Origin of the sequence: Streptomyces sp. NPDC091416 (genome assembly GCF_044756845.1) — a bacterium.
In the GTDB taxonomy this organism is placed as follows: domain Bacteria; phylum Actinomycetota; class Actinomycetes; order Streptomycetales; family Streptomycetaceae; genus Streptomyces.
The window spans coordinates 339985-355883 of record NZ_JBIVTU010000004.1 but is presented as its reverse complement, the minus strand read 5'-3'; the positions used below and the strand labels follow the sequence as shown (position 1 = coordinate 355883).

Annotated in this window: 12 protein-coding genes; all 12 read right to left on the bottom strand. The window is 71.4% G+C overall.

Features of this window, described 5'->3' with window-relative positions; all coding sequences use genetic code 11:
* Positions 1-29: 29 nt before the first annotated feature.
* The 12 genes from ACIQMX_RS15160 to ACIQMX_RS15105 all read right to left on the bottom strand — a co-directional run bounded on the left by ACIQMX_RS15160 (position 30) and on the right by ACIQMX_RS15105 (position 15820).
* Positions 30-1196, bottom strand: coding sequence for a sugar phosphate isomerase/epimerase family protein (locus ACIQMX_RS15160; protein ID WP_402478054.1), 1167 nt, complete (start codon positions 1194-1196; stop codon positions 30-32).
* Between the two features lie 49 nt (positions 1197-1245).
* On the bottom strand, positions 1246-2643 hold the full coding sequence (locus ACIQMX_RS15155; protein ID WP_402478051.1) for a nucleotide pyrophosphatase/phosphodiesterase family protein: 1398 nt from the start codon (positions 2641-2643) through the stop codon (positions 1246-1248).
* On the bottom strand, positions 2640-3815 hold the full coding sequence (gene eboE / locus ACIQMX_RS15150) for a metabolite traffic protein EboE (RefSeq protein ID WP_363075394.1): 1176 nt from the start codon (positions 3813-3815) through the stop codon (positions 2640-2642). Before eboE ends, ACIQMX_RS15155 begins: the two co-directional genes overlap by 4 nt.
* 4 nt (positions 3816-3819) lie before the next feature.
* Positions 3820-4668 carry a TatD family hydrolase gene (locus ACIQMX_RS15145; RefSeq protein WP_402478048.1) on the bottom strand — a complete coding sequence of 283 codons (849 nt, stop codon included), beginning with the start codon at positions 4666-4668 and terminating at the stop codon, positions 3820-3822.
* A complete protein-coding gene (locus tag ACIQMX_RS15140) occupies positions 4668-5345 on the bottom strand; it encodes an EboA domain-containing protein (protein ID WP_363075398.1) in 678 nt (225 codons plus the stop codon). The genes ACIQMX_RS15145 and ACIQMX_RS15140 overlap by 1 nt, the downstream gene beginning before the upstream one ends.
* On the bottom strand, positions 5342-6286 hold the full coding sequence (locus tag ACIQMX_RS15135; protein ID WP_402478044.1) for a sugar phosphate isomerase/epimerase family protein: 945 nt from the start codon (positions 6284-6286) through the stop codon (positions 5342-5344). The genes ACIQMX_RS15140 and ACIQMX_RS15135 overlap by 4 nt, the downstream gene beginning before the upstream one ends.
* Positions 6283-7167, bottom strand: a complete 885-nt coding sequence (locus tag ACIQMX_RS15130; RefSeq protein ID WP_363075402.1) for an SCO3242 family prenyltransferase — start codon at positions 7165-7167, stop codon at positions 6283-6285. Before ACIQMX_RS15130 ends, ACIQMX_RS15135 begins: the two co-directional genes overlap by 4 nt.
* Positions 7164-8282 carry an inositol-3-phosphate synthase gene (locus ACIQMX_RS15125; RefSeq protein WP_363075404.1) on the bottom strand — a complete coding sequence of 373 codons (1119 nt, stop codon included), beginning with the start codon at positions 8280-8282 and terminating at the stop codon, positions 7164-7166. Before ACIQMX_RS15125 ends, ACIQMX_RS15130 begins: the two co-directional genes overlap by 4 nt.
* Positions 8283-8390: 108 nt before the next feature.
* The gene (locus tag ACIQMX_RS15120) at positions 8391-12110 is read right to left on the bottom strand and encodes a ThuA domain-containing protein (protein WP_402478041.1); all 3720 of its coding nucleotides are present in this window, start codon (positions 12108-12110) and stop codon (positions 8391-8393) included.
* A 345-nt stretch (positions 12111-12455) separates the two neighbouring features.
* Positions 12456-13460 (bottom strand): sugar phosphate isomerase/epimerase family protein, encoded by a 1005-nt coding sequence (locus tag ACIQMX_RS15115; RefSeq protein WP_326656425.1) that lies wholly within the window; start codon positions 13458-13460, stop codon positions 12456-12458.
* A gap of 12 nt (positions 13461-13472) precedes the next feature.
* A complete protein-coding gene (locus ACIQMX_RS15110) occupies positions 13473-14711 on the bottom strand; it encodes a Gfo/Idh/MocA family protein (RefSeq protein ID WP_402478038.1) in 1239 nt (412 codons plus the stop codon).
* A 68-nt stretch (positions 14712-14779) separates the two neighbouring features.
* Positions 14780-15820: a substrate-binding domain-containing protein gene (locus ACIQMX_RS15105; RefSeq protein WP_363065595.1), complete on the bottom strand. Its 1041-nt coding sequence runs from the start codon at positions 15818-15820 to the stop codon at positions 14780-14782.
* Between the last annotated feature and the right edge of the window lie 79 nt (positions 15821-15899).

Below are 15899 nucleotides of genomic sequence, written 5' to 3'. Positions count from 1 at the left end.
CTCAGCCGGGGGCGGGCCGCCCGTTGTCTCTACTTGCGCAGTGCCGCCATGCCCTCGTAGCTGATCCGTGCCTGCTTCAGGGACTGTGCGAGGTCCGTGGAGCTCGGTGCGGTGTCCTGCTCGACCATCGGGTTGCGGTAGTTCGCCTCCCCGACGCGGCGGAAGAAGGTCCGGTAGTCGATGACCCCGGTGCCGAAGGGGACCATGTCGTAGCCGTCGCCGCTCGCGGTGTTGATGACGCCGTCCTTGGCGTGGAACAGCGGGTAGCGCTTGTTGTGGCGGCGGACCACGGCCGCGGGGTCGAAGATGTTCTCCCGCACCGATCCGTCGAGCGCGGTGTAGGTGTGGAACTTGTACTGGGCGACGTGCGCCCAGTAGACGTCCATCTCCAGCCATACGGTCTTCGGGTCGGTGACCTTGAGGAAGTACTCCAGCTTGCGGATGCCCGAGCTGCGGGTGGGCCGTCCCTGGGCGTCCAGCGGGCCGCCGTCGAGCAGGAAGCCGTAGGCCGCGTCGTGGTTGTGGGTGTACAGCTTGATCCCCGCGCGATGCGCGATCTGCCCCAGCGCGTTCCACTTGTCGGCGGCCACGTCCCAGTCGGCGCGGTAGGCGCTTCCGGTGGGGTCGCCACCGGTGCCCATGTGGTCCATGCCGAGGATGTTGGCGATTTCCAGGTGCCGCTTGAACTGGTCGAGGTCGCTCTGGCTCAGGGGCCAGGACCCCGGGATGAAGCCGTGGTTGCCCTGGGCGCGCAGTCCGTAGTCGTCCAGCCAGGAACGCAGCAGCTTCGCGCCCTCCACCGATTCCAGGTTGTTTCCGCCCGGCGCGTTGGCGTGCTGGCCGTACCCGGCGAACTCGACCTGCTTGTAGCCGTAGCGGGCCAGCTCCTTGAAGACGGCGCGGAAGCCCGAGGGAAGGGTGGTGCTGAGCGGGTCCCGGCCCGTGGCGTCGCGCACGGTGTACAGGATGATTCCGCGCTTGTGCGCCGGGACCAGGGCCTGACCGTGACCGTGACCGTGGTGGTGCCCCGGACCGGGTGCGGGCTGGGCGAAGGCCGGGGATGAGCCGAAGACGGGTGCGGCGATCGCCGCCGCCCCGACGGCGGTGCAGGTGCTGAGGAAGCGGCGGCGGTCGATGCCGAGGCTGCGGCGCAGCGCGCCGTCCGTTCCGGATGCGTCGTCGTTGTACACGGTCACGGTCTCTCTCCTTCTCGAAGATGCTCGCCATGCTGTGAACGGACGGGGCTCATGCGAGGCCGGCCAGCGTGAGGAGCAGGGACTTCACTTCGGTGGCCCGGACGGGTCCGGTGAACGCGTGGGGGGTGGAGCAGAGGATGAGCGGGCCTTCTTCGTCGCTCGGGGGAAGGCGGCCGTGGCTGCCTCGGATGGGTGACGGGTCGAGCGGTACGACCGCCATGCGGTAGCGCATGCCGAGCTTCTTGCGGGCGACGGCCGTGACCGCCTTGACCCGCACATAGGGGTCCTGCGGGTCCATGAAGAGCTCGACGGGGTCGTAGCCGGGTTTGCGGTGGATCTCGACGAGCTGCGCGAAGTCGGGTGCGCGGGCGTCGTCGAGCCAGTAGTAGTACGTGAACCAGGAGTCCGGTTCGGCCACGGCGACCAGTTCGCCGGAGCGCGGGTGGTCCAGGCCCTGAGCCTTCTTGCCCTCGTCGTCGAGGAGCTGGTCGATGCCCGGGAGGCCGGCCAGGGCTTCGCGGGTCGCTTCGAGGTCCTCGGGACGGCGTACGTAGACGTGGGCGATCTGGTGGTCGGCGACGGCGAAGGCCCGCGACGTCATCGGGTCCAGGTACTCCATGCCGTCCTGGGTGTGGACCTCCAGGAGTCCGGCGCGGCGCAGCGCCCGGTTGATGTCGACGGGCCGGTCGACGCGGGTGATGCCGTACTCGGACAGGGCGACGACGGTGCGTCCCTCGCGGCGGGCGTCGTCCAGGAGCGGGGCCACGGCCCGGTCGAGGTCCGCGGCGGCCTTGAAGGCGCGGGGGTCGTCGGGGCCGTAGCGCTGGAGGTCGTAGTCGAGGTGCGGGAGGTAGCAGAGGGCGAGGTCGGGGTGGCGGGTGTCGAGGATGTGGCGGGTGGCGTCGATGATCCACTGGGAGGAGACCAGGTCGGCGCCGGGTCCCCAGAAGTGGAAGAGGGGGAAGGTGCCGAGCTTCTCGGTGAGTTCGTCGTGGAGGGCGGGCGGGCGGGTGTAGCAGTCGGGTTCCTTGCGGCCGTCGGCGTAGTAGACGGGGCGCGGGGTGACGGTGTAGTCGGTGTCGGCGCCCATCGCGTACCACCAGCAGATGTTGGCGACGGTGTAGCCGGGGTGGGTCCGGCGGGCGGCGTCCCAGAGTCTGTCGCCCTCGACGAGTCCGTTGTGCTGTCGCCACAGGAGGACGTCGCCGAGTTCGCGGAAGTACCAGCCGTTGGCGACGATGCCGTGCTCGGCGGGGGTGGTGCCGGTGAGGAAGGTGGACTGGGCGGCGCAGGTGACGGCGGGGAGCACGGTGCCGAGCGGGACGTGGGTGCCGGACTCTCCCAGGGCCTTGAGGTGGGGCATGTGGTCGAGGAGGCGTGGGGTGAGCCCGACGACGTCGAGGACGAGGAGAGGGGTGGGCGGGCTCGCCGGCCGGGCGGTGGTCATGGAAGCTCCTTGAGGCCGAGGTCGGTCAGGAGGTCGCGGGCCAGCATCAGTTCGGCGGCGATGCCGTCGGCGAGCTGGGCCCGGGTGCGCGGGCGCAGCTCGTCCGGGAGCGCCTGCCAGGTGTACGTCTCGACCTCCAGGTGCCGGGTGAGCGGGCGCGCACCGCCGACGAGCCGGGTCAGCGTGGCACGGAGCACGGGAAGGGTGGAGGTGAGCGGGGGTGCGGGCGGTGCGTGCAGGGGTACGTGGAAGTGGGCGCGCCACGGGGCGCTGTCGGGCAGGGCCTCGCCGGTGACGGCTTCGTCGAGGTCGTCGGTGCCGCGCAGCCCTGCCGCGGTGGCGATGCGGGTCTGGTGCAGGAAGCGGGGTTCGGCGAAGGCGGCGAGGGCGGTGCGCACTTCGGGAAGGTGGGGGTGTTCGGCGTGCAGGGCTGCGGAGAGCTGTGCCTTGACGGCGGGGATGCCGGCTGCGGCGAGGGCGTCGAGGGCCGTTTCCGGATCCTCGAAGGAGGTGGCGAGGTGGCAGGTGTCGATGCAGACACCGATGCGGGCGTGACCGACGGTGGTGAGGGGCCCGATGGCGTCTGCGGTGGTCTCGACCGTGCATCCGGGTTCGGGTTCGAGGCCGATCCGGATGGACTTGCCGGTGAGTTCGGCGAGCGCGTCGAGGCGTTCGCCGAGGGTGGTGAGCGCGGCGAGGGCGGTGCGGGCCGCTTCGGGGTCGCCCGTGTACGGGGTGCGCCAGGCGAGGGGCAGGGTGGAGATGGTGCCCTCGGTGACGTCGTCGGGCAGGAGCGTGGCGAGCAGCCGGGCGAGATCGGTGGTGTGGGCGAGGCGTTCGGGGTCCGTCCAGTCGGGCTTGTAGACGCGGTACTTGACCTCTTCGGCGCCGAATCCCTCGTACGGGAAGCCGTTGAGGGTGACGACTTCGAGGCCGCGGCTGTCGAGTTCGGCGCGCAGCGACCGCAGTTGGGCAGGGTCGTTGATCAGGGTGCGGGCGGCGTCCCTGGCGAGCCAGAGGCCGATGCCGAGGCGGTCGCGGCCGAGCCGTCTGCGTACGGGTTCGCAGTGGTCGCGCAGCTGGGCGCGGACGCCGTCGAGGGTCTCGGCGGGGTGCACGTTGGTGCAGTACGCGAGGTGGACGACGGAGCCGTCGGGGTGGCGGAAGCGCATGGCCTCACTCCCCGCCGCGGAGGATGGAGTTGCCCTCGTGGAGCGGTTCGGGGGCGGCGGTGTCCAGGTGGAGGCGGCCGCTCTGGCCGTAGAAGGCGACGGGGTTGCGCCACAGGACCTGGTCGACGTCGTCCTCGGTGAAGCCGGCGGCGAGCATCGCGTCGCCGACCCGGCGGGTCTTCAGCGGATCGCTTCTTCCCCAGTCGGCGGCGGAGTTGACGAGGACCTTCTCGGTGCCGTGGAGCTGGAGAACGGCCACCATGCGGGCCTCGTCCATCTTGGTGTCGGGGTAGATGGAGAATCCGGCCCAGCAGCCACTGTCGCGCGCGTCCTTCACGGTCGTCTCGTTGAGGTGGTCGAGCAGGACCTGTTCGGGGGCCAGGGCGGATTCGCGTACGACGTCGATGGTGCGGCGCAGGCCGGCGAGTTTGTCGCGGTGCGGGGTGTGGACGAGCGCGGGCAGCCCGTGGTCGGCGGCGAGCTGGAGCTGGGCGGCCAGGGCGTGGTCCTCGGCCGGGGTCATGGAGTCGTAGCCGATCTCGCCGACGGCGACGACGGAGTCCTTGACGAGATAGCGGGGCAGCGCGTCGAGGACGGGGGCGCACCGCGGGTCGTTCGCCTCTTTGGGGTTGAGGGCGAGCGTGCAGTGGTGGGCGATGCCGTACTGGGCGGCGCGGAAGGGTTCCCAGCCGAGCAGTGCGTCGAAGTAGTCGAAGAAGCTCTCCGGTGAGGTACGAGGCTGGCCGAGCCAGAAGGAGGGTTCGACGAGCGCGCGGACTCCGGCGTCGTACATCGCCTGGTAGTCGTCCGTGGTGCGGGAGGTCATGTGGATGTGGGGGTCGAAGATGCGCATCAGGACTCCTGCGTCGAGGCCGTGGGGACCGTGGGTGCGGCGGGGCCGGGGGCCGTGAGGGCGAGCACGTGGTGCAGACCGGCGGGGACGGGACGGCCGGCCGCGATGCGTTCGGATGCGAAGTCGCCCAGCATCCGGGCGAGTTCGGCATCGCCTCGCGATCTGCGGCCCAGCTCCGCGACGGCCTCGACGGGGACACCGGTGAACAGGCACTTGAGGACGGCGTGGCGCCATCCGTGCGGGTCGAGGTGGGCACCGGCGTAGGGGCCGACGGCCGCGGTGATCAGGGTGGTGTCGTTGGTGCGCAGGGCGTCCTCGACGAGCGGCAGGGCTGTGGCTCCGAGGTCGAGTGCGGGCAGGGTGAGCAGGACGGCGCGGCGTTCGGCTGCGGTGCCCTGTGCGTAGAGGCGGTTGAGGGCGGTCAGCCCGGCGTGGGCCTCGGTGAGCATCAGGGCGCGTACGGAGTCGGCGTGTTCGAGTCCGCAGTACCGGCCGGCGGCGGCGTACCGCAGCTCCCACGGCGGGACGGCGTAACGGCCGGCGGGAGCCGGGTCCGCGTGGGTCGCCGCGTGGGCGGCTTCGGCGAGTGCTTCGTCGAGCCAGGCGCGCGCGGCTCCGCCGAGCAGCGCGTCGAGTTCCTTGCGGGACAGGAGCGGGGAGGGCGGGGTGTGTGTCATGGCGTGCTCCCTTCGGCGGGCTCGGTGGCTGACGGGCGGTGTGCGTTCCGGGCGGCGGGCCCAGTGGAGCGACGGGCGGTGTCCGTTCCGGTCGGCGGGCGGTGCTTGTTCAGGAAGTCGAGTGAGGTGCGGGCGAGTTCGGGCCCCGCGTGGGAGTGGCGGGGCAGTTCGACGACGGTGAGCCCGGCGTATCCGCTGTCACCGAGGGCGTCGAGTGCTGCGAGGACGGGCGGGAAGTCGATCTCGCCGTCCCCGAAGGGGAGGTGCTCGTGGACGCCGCGGCGCATGTCCTCGATCTGGACGTGGCGCAGCCAGGGGGCGGCGTCGCGTACGCAGTCGACGGGCAGGGCGGGCTCCAGGCACTGGCAGTGGCCGATGTCGAGGGTCAGGCCGAGCGGTTCCGGGTCGCCGCTCAGTACCCGCAGGTGGTGGAAGTCGGCGAGGTTGGCGAGGAGGTGTCCGGGCTCCGGCTCGATCGCGAGGGGCACCCCGGCTCGTTGCGCCGCGGCGAGGACCGGGGCGAGGGCGCCGGTCAGCCGGTGCCATGCGGTGTCGGGTGCGGTGTCCGGCGGCGTGACTCCGCTGAAGCAGTGCACGGCGTGCGCGCCGAGGTCCGCGGCCACGTCGACGGCCCGGACGAGCAGCGCGGTGCGGGCCGCCCGGGCGTCGGGGTCCGGGTCGAGGAGCGAGGGGCCGTGCTTGCGGCGCGGGTCGAGGACGTAGCGTGCCCCGGTCTCCACGGTGACGCCGAGCCCGAGTGCCTGGAGCCGGGCGGCGGCCCGGCGGGTGCGGCCGGCGAGGTCCGGGGCCATCGGGTCGAGGTGCATGTGGTCGAGGGTCAGGCCGACCCCGTCGTAGCCGAGGTCCGCGAGGAGCCCGAGCGCGTCGTCGAGGCGGAGGTCGGTGAGCCCGTTGGTTCCGTAGCCGAGGCGGAGGGTCATGTGGGGCTCACCTTCCGGGAGAGTGCGCGGGCGAGCGGGACGAGGCCCATGACGGCGACGGCGGAAGCGCCTGCTCCGGCGCGGGCGGCGAGGGCGGCCTGGAGCGGGATCATCGCCCGGATGCCGCTGCCGACGGCGCGCTGGGTGAGGGGCGGCGACGGGTTGAGCGCGGCGTGGCCGAGAGGGCGTGCGGCGGTGCGGAGGTAGGCGCCGGTGAGCGCGGTGAGGAGGAGCCGGGCGGAGGCGTTCCGGGGGGCCTGCCGCTCGTGCACGACGGCGCCGCCGATTCCGGCGACGGCCGCGAGCGCGGCGAGCGGTGCGGTGGTGGATCCGCCCTGGGTCTCGTGGCGGGAGACGGCGGTGACCGCGTAGGTGTGGGCGCTCAGCAGGGCGGCTGCGGCCAGTGCGGGGCGGGCCGGCCGGGGCGGCGTGGCTGTCCCCGTGGCCGTCGCGCCCAGCAGCAGGTCCAGGCCGCGCGCCGCCGCCATCGCCGCCGGGCCCGCCTGGGTGTGCTTGAGGCGCAGGTCGTACGCCCAGACGGTGGCGGCGAGACCGGTGGCCACGGTGAGGGCCGGGCGGCCCGCCCGGGCGGCGAGTGCCAGGCCCGCTGCGGTCAGGGCGCCGGCCGCCGTGAGGGCGGCGCGGGCTGAGATCCGGCCCGAGGGGATCGGCCGGTGCGGGCGGTCGACGCCGTCCTCCTCCCGGTCGGCCCAGTCGTTGAGGGCCATGCCCGCCTCGTACAGGCAGAGCGAGGCGCCGACGGCCAGGGCGGTGGAGCGGTCGGGGCGCCGGCCGGCGGCCGCGGCGCCCGCGAGGGCGTCGCCGGGAACGGTGAACAGGGCCGAGATCCTGAGCAGTTCCGCCCAGGCGCCTGCCGTCACCGCTCGCCCCGCAGCTGTTCGGCGAAGGCGAGGAGCGCCAGGTACTGCTCGGAGAGCGCGGCGGGTCCGCCGTCCGGGTCCTTGAAGTAGAAGCCGAGTTCGGGCCGCGGGCCGCTCAGGCCCACCTCGTGGGACCGGGCCAGCAGCCGGGCCAGGTCGAGCACCAGGGGCGCGGCGAGGGCGGAGTCGCAGCCCTGCCAGGTGGTCTGGAGCACCATGCGGGCTCCGAGGAACCCGTCGAACGCGATGTGGTCCCAGGCGGTCTTCCAGTCGCCGAGCGCCGGGACGTCGTCGATGTGGACCTCGCCCTCGGGGGCGGCGCCGAGCGTGTCGGCGAGGACGCGTTCCTTGCCGGCGTTCTTCGCGGCGGCGGCCGCCGGATCGGCGAGCGCGGCCCCGTCCCCGCCGCCCAGCAGATTGGTGCCCGACCAGGCGCGTACGGGCAGGGCGCGCTGGACGAACATCGGGGCGAGCACGGAGCGCAGCAGCGTCTGGCCCGTCTTGCCGTCGCGGCCCGCGTGGGGAAGTCCCGAGGCCGCGACGGCGTCCTGGAGGGCGGGCGCGCGCAGCCCGGTGGAGGGGGTGAAGTTGACGTAGGGGCAGCCGGCCCGGAGCGCGGCGGCGGCGTAGAGCGAGCTGGCGGGCAGCCGCGTGGCGTCGGGGGCGGGTGCCGGTTCGGTGGACGAGACGTTGATGACGACGGTCCTGGCCAGGTGGTTGCGGCTGCCGAAGTCCGTGAGGTCGGCGGCGAACGCGGCGATGAGCTCCTCGTCGCTGCGGGTGTCGCCGGGAAGGGGTCCGCCGATGCGGATCTCCGCGTCGGCTGCGGCGAGTTCGGACCGTACGGCCGAGGGCAGTCCGTGCGGCAGCACTCCCCCTGCGGCCAGCGCCTCGGCCCGTTTGGGGAGGGGGCAGTCCAGGGTGTCGTGGCCGCCGAAGACGAGGGCGGCGACGGGTGGCAGCCCGCTGTCGGCGAACGGGGCGGTCTCGGTGACCATGCCGGCGGCCGGGTGGAGTCCCGCCGCGACCGCTGCGCATCCCGCCGTGGCGGTGGTGGCGACGGAGCCGCGTGCTCCGATGAACCAGACTCCGGTACGAACGGCGTGTGCTGACACGGGCTGCCTCCCTGGCTGGGGGTCCTGGCTGGGCAGAGCTGGTGGCGCTGTACGTGAGGGGGCCGGGCGGCGGGCGGGGCGTGCTGTCCCGCCCGCCGCCCTGGTGCTCTACACCGAGGGCAGTTCCCTCAGCTGGATGTTGCGGAAGGACACCTGGTCGTCCGCCCCGTGGTTCTGGAGGCCGATGTAGCCGTCCTTGAGGCTGCGGACCGGGTCGGTGTTGGTGAAGTCGTTGATCTTCACTCCGTTGAGGAAGATCTGGAGCCGTTCACCCTGCACCTTGATCTCGTAGCTGTTCCACTGTCCCGGCGGCCTCAGCACCTGGTCGCGTGCCTTGGTGTTGGCCGCCTTGAAGGTGTAGACGGATCCGGTGGTGCGGTCGACGGCGTCGGAGGCGTCGATCTGGACCTCGTAGCCGTTGTTCACCGCGGACCAGGGGTCGTCGGACTCCGGGAAGCCGACGAAGACGCCGGAGTTGTCGTCGCCCGCCATCTTCCAGTCGAGCTTCAGGGAGTAGGACTTCAGCTCCTTGGCCTGGTAGGTCAGCAGGCCCATGCCGCCTTCGGAGCGCAGCTCGCCGTCGACCACGTCGAACTTCCCGGGGCCCGCCTGCTTCCAGCCTTCGAGCGTCTTGCCGTTGAAGATCGACCGGTAGCCGGTGTCCGGCTTGCAGTCGCCCTTGACCTGGCCGGCCGCGTACCGGACACCGCCGAGCAGGAGCGCCCGGAAGTCCGCGTCGGCGTACGACTCCTTGGTGTGGCCGAGCCCGGTGTAGAAGGAACGGCCGCCCTCGTAGGACTGGCACCAGGTGATCGGGTGGTCGCCCTTCATGGTGCCGCCGGTGTAGGTCGTCTCGTCGAGCGTGGCGAGGACCTTCACCTTGTCACGAGGGTTGGTGCGGTAGTTGTACAGCTCGTCGGTCCGCTCCCAGGCGTCGCCCAGGTGGGCGGTGGCCGGGTGCTTGTGGTCCTCGACGCGGACGGTGACGGGCTGGATGGCGGGGTGGCCGGAGAAGTACGCGCCGACGAGTCCGCCGTAGAAGGACCAGTCGTACTCGGTGTCGGCGGCGGCGTGGACACCCATGTAGCCGCCACCGGTGGCGATGTAGTTCTCGAAGGCCTTCTGCTGGTCGGCGTTGAGGACGTCACCGGTCGTCGACATGAAGACGACGGCGTCGTAGCGGGCGAGGTTCGAGGTGGTGAACTGGCCCGCCTCCTCGGTGGCGTCGACCGTGATGTTGCTGCCCTTGCCGAGCTCCTTCAGTGCGGCGATTCCCTCGGGGATCGCGTCGTGGCGGAAGCCGGCGGTCTTGGAGAAGACCAGGACGCGCTTGGCGGTCTTGTCGGGCGGGGTGTTGGAGAGCTCGAAGTCGTCGATGTCGTACAGCGCCCCTTCACCGCCCTTGAAGACGAGGAACAGCTCGGTGGCCTTCTTCGGGGCGCCGCGCAGAGGGACGTCGATGTCCTGGAAGGTCTCCCAGCCGCCGGTCACGGGAACCGGTGCGGAGCCGAGGATCTTCCCGGTCGCCGAGCCGGACCGCACTTCGAGGAAGCCGCCCGCGCCGCCGGAGGAGATCCGGGCGGTGAGCTTGGTGGAGTCGCCGAGGATGTACGGCTTGAAGGAGATCCAGTCGTCGTTGTCGATGTCGCCGACGGTCTTGCCGCCCTCGGCGTTCGCCTTGTCGTAGGTCTTGATGCCGGACGAGGCGTTGAAGTGCTCGGCCTGGCGGTGGCGCGGCTGGAGCTGCGACTGGTCGTGGCCGGTCAGCGCGGCCTGGCCGCCGCCTCCGCCGTCGGTGTACGAGGCGTCGATGACGCCGAAGATGTTGGCGTTGGGGTCGTGCCCGCCGTCCATCTCGGTCTTGATGGTGCCGGTGCAGCCGTGTTCCGAGGTGATGGGGTGGCCGTGGCTGTCGTGGCCGAGGACGAAGCGGACCTCGACCTTGGAGCAGTCGATCGTGCCGTCCTCGGGATCGGTGACCGTCACCTTGAACGGAATGTCGTCACCGAAGGTGAAGAGCTGCCCGTCGCCCGGGAGTTCCAGGTTCACCGTCGGTGCGGTGTTGCCGACGGTCACATGCACGCTGGCCGATCCGGTCCGACCGGTCGGGTCCTCCGCGGTGACGGTGGCGGTGTAGGTGCCGTTCTTCTTGTACGTGTACGCGGGGTTGGCGGCCGTGGAGGTGCCTCCGTCGCCGAAGTCCCACGCGTAGGTGAGGGCGTCGCCGTCGCCGTCGGTGGTGCCGGCGGAGGAGAACTGCACCTTGAGGGGTGCGGTGCCCGACGTCTTGTTGGAGGCGGCCTCGGCGATCGGGGAGCGTCCGCCGGTGGCGTTCTCGATGCGGTAGAGGGCGGAGTGCTCGTCGCCGCCGAACCAGGAGAGGCCGTAGTCCAGGACGTACAGCGCCCCGTCGGGTCCGAAGGCCATGTCCATGATCTGGGTGCCGGACCACGGGATGTCGTTGATGGACTGGACCTTGCCGTCGGCGTCCTGCTCGATCCGCTTGATCCACTGGCGGCCGAACTCACCGGCGAAGAAGTCTCCGTCGTACGCCTCGGGGAACTTCACGGGCGAGTCGAGGTCCGCGTCGTAGTGGTAGACGGGTCCGCCCATCGGCGACTCCGAGCCGGTGCCGAACTCCGGGACGGAAGCGCCGTCGTACGGGATCCAGGCGGCCTGGGCCGGGGGCAGGTCGACCAGGCCGGTGTTGTGCGGCGAGGTGTTCTTCGGGGCCGCGCAGTCGAAGGCGGCGCCGGAGGTCTTCGTGGCGAAGTCGTAGTCCATGTACGGGTCGTTGTCGCCGGTGCAGTACGGCCAGCCGAAGTTCCCGGCCTTGGTCACCCGGGCGAACTCGACCTGTCCGGCCGGTCCGCGCTTGGGGTCGGCCGCGCCGGCGTCCGGCCCGTAGTCACCGACGTAGACGATCCCGGTCGCCTTGTCGACGGAGAAGCGGAACGGGTTGCGGAAGCCCATCGCGTAGATCTCGGGGCGGGTCCTGTCCGTCCCCGGCGCGAAGAGGTTGCCGTCCGGGACGGTGTACGAGCCGTCGTCGGCGACCTTGATACGGAGGATCTTGCCGCGCAGGTCATTGGTGCTGCCCGCGGAGCGGCGGGCGTCGAACGCCGGGTTGCGGTCCGGACGCTCGTCGATGGGGCTGAAGCCGTCGGAGGCGAAGGGGTTGGTGTCGTCACCGGTCGACAGGTACAGGTTGCCGTCGGCGTCGAAGTCGATGTCGCCGCCGACGTGGCAGCACATGCCACGGGACGTCTGGACGTCGAGGACCTTCTTCTCACTGCCGAGGTCGAGCGTGCCGTCCTCGTCGAGAACGAAGCGGGAGAGCCGGTTGACCCCGTCGAACGGGGCGAAGTCCGCGGCGGTTCCCGTCTCGGGGGCGTCACCGGCGGGGGTGTCCAGCGGGGGCGCGTAGTAGAGGTAGATCGCCCGGTTCTCGCTGAAGTCCGGGTCGACCCCGATGCCCTGGAGGCCTTCCTCGTCGTGCGAGTACACGGGAAGGACGCCGGCGATCCGGGTGTTGCCGGCGCTGTCGGTGATGCGCAGCTCGCCGCTGCGTGAGGTGTGGAGCACGCTGCGGTCGGGAAGCACGGCCAGCGACATGGGCTCGCCGGTCTCGGCGGCGCCCTTGGCGAGGGTGACCTGCTGGAAGTCCTCGGCGGCCGGGGCGGGGGCGGGATGGTCGTCGTGGGCGACGGCCGTGCCCGCTGTGGCGCCCAGGCTGAGGGTGGCGGCGGCGAGGAGGCCACCGGTGAACAGGGCGAGGGTTTTACGGAGGCGGAGTCTTGTTCCGGTCCTGCTGCGGGTTCTGTGCACGAGTGTCCTCCGGAGAGTGCCGGTGGTACGGGCGGGTGCTGCCGTGCCGTTGAGCGCGGGGACTGCCGCGCAGGTCAGCGGGGCCTGGGCGGCTTCGGTGACGGGGGTATGACAGGGGCCTATGTCATGTACACGTCTTGGACGGTAGACCTGTTCGTCCGGGACGGAAAGCCCTTGTGCAGCGGTGTTGGCGAACTTTTTCCTTGCCCAGGACAAAGAGGGGTGTGGGCAGGGCGGAGCGGCCCGGCGGCGAGTACGGTGCCGCCGGGCACGATCAAGCCCCTCCGGCTTTCGAGGAGCGGGGGTCCGGGGGCGGAGCCCACGAAGGGCCCCGCCCCCGGCGCCTCAGTCCTTGCCGCCGAACGCCGCGTCGAACGACGCGCTCGGCGGGTCGAAGTCGAACCGCTTCAGCGACGTCAGCGCCTCCGGCGCGCCCGCGAGGCGGTCCATGCCGGCGTCCTCCCACTCCACCGAGACCGGGCCCTCGTAGCCGATGGACCGCAGCATCCGGAACACGTCCTCCCACGGCACGTCCCCGTGCCCCGCCGAGACGAAGTCCCAGCCGCGGCGCGGATCGCCCCAGGGCAGGTGGGAGCCGAGCCGGCCGTTGCGGCCGTCCAGGCGCTTGCGCGCCTCCTTGCAGTCCACGTGGTAGATCCGGTCCCGGAAGTCGTACAGGAAGCCCACCGGGTCCAGGTCCTGCCACACGAAGTGGCTCGGGTCGAAGTTCAGCCCGAAGGCCGGACGGTGGTCCACCGCCTCCAGGGCGCGGTGCGTCGTCCAGTAGTCGTACGCGATCTCACTCGGGTGCACCTCGTGGGCGAACCGCACACCCTCCGCGTCGAAGACGTCGAGGATCGGGTTCCAGCGCTCCGCGAAGTCCTCGTACCCGCGCTCGATCATGTGCGGCGGGACCGGCGGGAACATCGCGACCAGGTGCCAGATCGACGAGCCCGTGAAGCCGATGACCGTGTCCACACCGAAGGCGGCCGCCGCCCGTGCGGTGTTCTTGATCTCCTCGGCGGCCCGGCGGCGCACCCCCTCGGGCTCCCCGTCGCCCCAGATCCTGGCGGGCAGGATGCCCTGGTGGCGCTCGTCGATCGGGCTGTCGCAGACGGCCTGGCCGACCAGGTGGTTGGAGACCGCCCAGCACTTCAGCCCGTACTTGTCGAGGAGCTGGTGCCGGCTCTCCAGGTAGCCGGGGTCGGCCAGCGCCTTGTCGACCTCGAAGTGGTCTCCCCAGCAGGCCAGTTCGAGACCGTCGTAACCGAAGTCGCGGGCGTGCCGGCAGACCTCCTCCAGGGGCAGATCGGCCCACTGACCGGTGAACAGGGTGAAGGGACGGGGCATGCGCAGGACCTCCTAGACCTGTACGGGGGTGAGTACGGAGTTCTTCGCGGCGCTCTCCTCCACCGCCGCCAGCACCCGCTGCACCTGGAGTCCGTCGGCGAACGACGGTACGGGGGACGCGCCTTCGGCGATCGTCCGCACGGCGTCACGGGCCTGGTGGATGAACGTGTGCTCGTAGCCGAGTGCGTGCCCCGGCGGCCACCAGGCCTCCAGGTACGGGTGCTCGGGCTCGGTGACCAGGATGCGCCGGAAGCCCGCCGTGGTGGCGGGTTCGGTGTGGTCGTGGAAGGACAGTTCGTTGAGGCGTTCCAGGTCGAAGGCGAGTGAACCGAGCTCGCCGTTGATCTCCAGGCGCAGCGCGTTCTTGCGCCCCGCCGCCATCCGGGTCGCCTCGAAGGAGGCCAGGGCGCCCGAGGTGAGGCGGCCGGTGAACAGCGCCGCGTCGTCCACCGTCACCGTGCCGTACTCCCCCGCGGCCGCGACGCCGCCCAGGCCCCCCGAGGGGCCCGCGAGCAGCGGGCGTTCGCGGACGAAGGTCTCGCTCACCGCGGAGACACCCACCAGCAGCTCCCCCGCCAGGTACTGGGCGAGGTCCACGATGTGCGCGCCGAGGTCGCCGAGCGCGCCGGAGCCCGCGTGCTCCTTCTTCAGCCGCCAGGTGAGCGGGGAGGCGGGGTCGACGAGCCAGTCCTGGAGGTAGGTGGCCCGGATGTGCCGCAGGGTGCCGAGCCGGCCCTCCGCGATGAGCTTGCGGGCGTAGGTCAGGGCCGGCACCTTGCGGTAGTTGAAGCCGACCATCGCGACCTGGCCGCGGGCGGCGGCGCGCGCCGCCGCCTCGGTCATGGCCTCCGCCTCCGCGACCGTGTTGGCGAGCGGTTTCTCGCACAGCACGTGCTTGCCGGCCTCCAGGGCCGCGATGGCGATCTCCGCATGGCTGTCGCCGGGGGTGCAGATGTCGACGAGCTGGACGTCGTCCCGGGCGATCATCGCCCGCCAGTCGGTCTCCGCCGCCGCCCAGCCGTGCCGGTCGGCGGCGGCCTGGACCGCGGTCCGGTCGCGTCCGCAGATCGCGGCGAGCACCGGCTTCATCGGCAGCTCGAAGACATGGCCCGCGGTGCGCCATCCCTGCGAGTGGGCGGCGCCCATGAACGCGTATCCGACCATGCCGACCCCGAGCGTCGGTGCGCTCGCCATCGGCCGGTACGTCGGCGGCGCGGCCGCCTCCTGTTCCGTCTCTTCCCTACGGGCCATCCGGGCTTCCTCCTCGTCGGTGGTTCGGTGGGTGCGGCGGGAGGGTCAGCACCCTCCCGCGAGACGGCTCAGCTGAAGCCCGTCGGAAGGTACTGGTCGATGTTCTCCTTGGTGACCACGGCCGAGTACAGCGTGAGGTTGGTCGGGATCTCCAGTTCGGCGAGCCCGGCCACCCCCTTCGCCTGGCCGAGCGCCCGGGCGAGGTCGATCGCGGACGCCGCCATGGTCGGCGGGTAGAGGACCGTGGCCTTCAGCACGCTGTTGTCGGCCTTGATGGCGTCCATCGCGGACTTGGCCCCGGCGCCGCCGACCATCAGGAACTCGTCCCGGCCGGCCTGCTGGATCGCGCGGAGCGCACCGACGCCCTGGTCGTCGTCGTGGTTCCACAGGGCGTCGAACTGCTTCTGCGCCTGGAGGAGCTGGGACATCTTCGCCTGACCCGACTCGACGGTGAAGTCGGCCGCCTGACGGGCCACCAGCTCGATGTTGGAGTAGTTCTTCAGCGCGTCGGCGAAGCCCTGGCTGCGCTGCTTGGTGAGTTCCAGGTTGTCGATGCCGGCGAGCTCGACGACCTTGGCGTTCGGCTTGTCCTTGAGCTGTTCGCCGATGTACGTACCGGCGTTGAGCCCCATGCCGTAGTTGTCCCCGCCGACCCAGCAGCGGTAGGCCTGGGGCGAGGCGAAGATGCGGTCCAGGTTGATGACGGGGATGCCGGCCCGCATGGCCTCCAGACCGACCTGGGTGAGCGCCTTGCCGTCGGCCGGGAGGACGACGAGGACGTCGACCTTCTTGTTGATGAGGGTCTTGACCTGGCCGATCTGGGCGGCGGTGTCGTTGGAACCCTCGGTGGTCTCCAGGGTCACGTCGGAGTACTTCTTCGCCCGCGACCGGGCGTTCTCGTTGATGGCGTTGAGCCAGCCGTGGTCGGCCTGCGGCCCCGCGAAGCCGATGGTGACCGGCTTGCCGGGCTTGTCGCCCGCGGCGGGCGCGTTGCTCTGGGCGGCGGTGCTCTTGTCCTTGGGGTCATTGCTGGTGCAGGCGGTCAGCAGGGCGCCTGCGGAGACTGCGGCGGTACCGAAGAGCAGTCCTCTGCGGCTGGTTTCTGGCATGGCTGTCAAACCCTTCATCCGATGCGGCGTGGGATGCGGAACAGGCGGGGGTCGAACGGGTGGGGACGGGGGACGACGG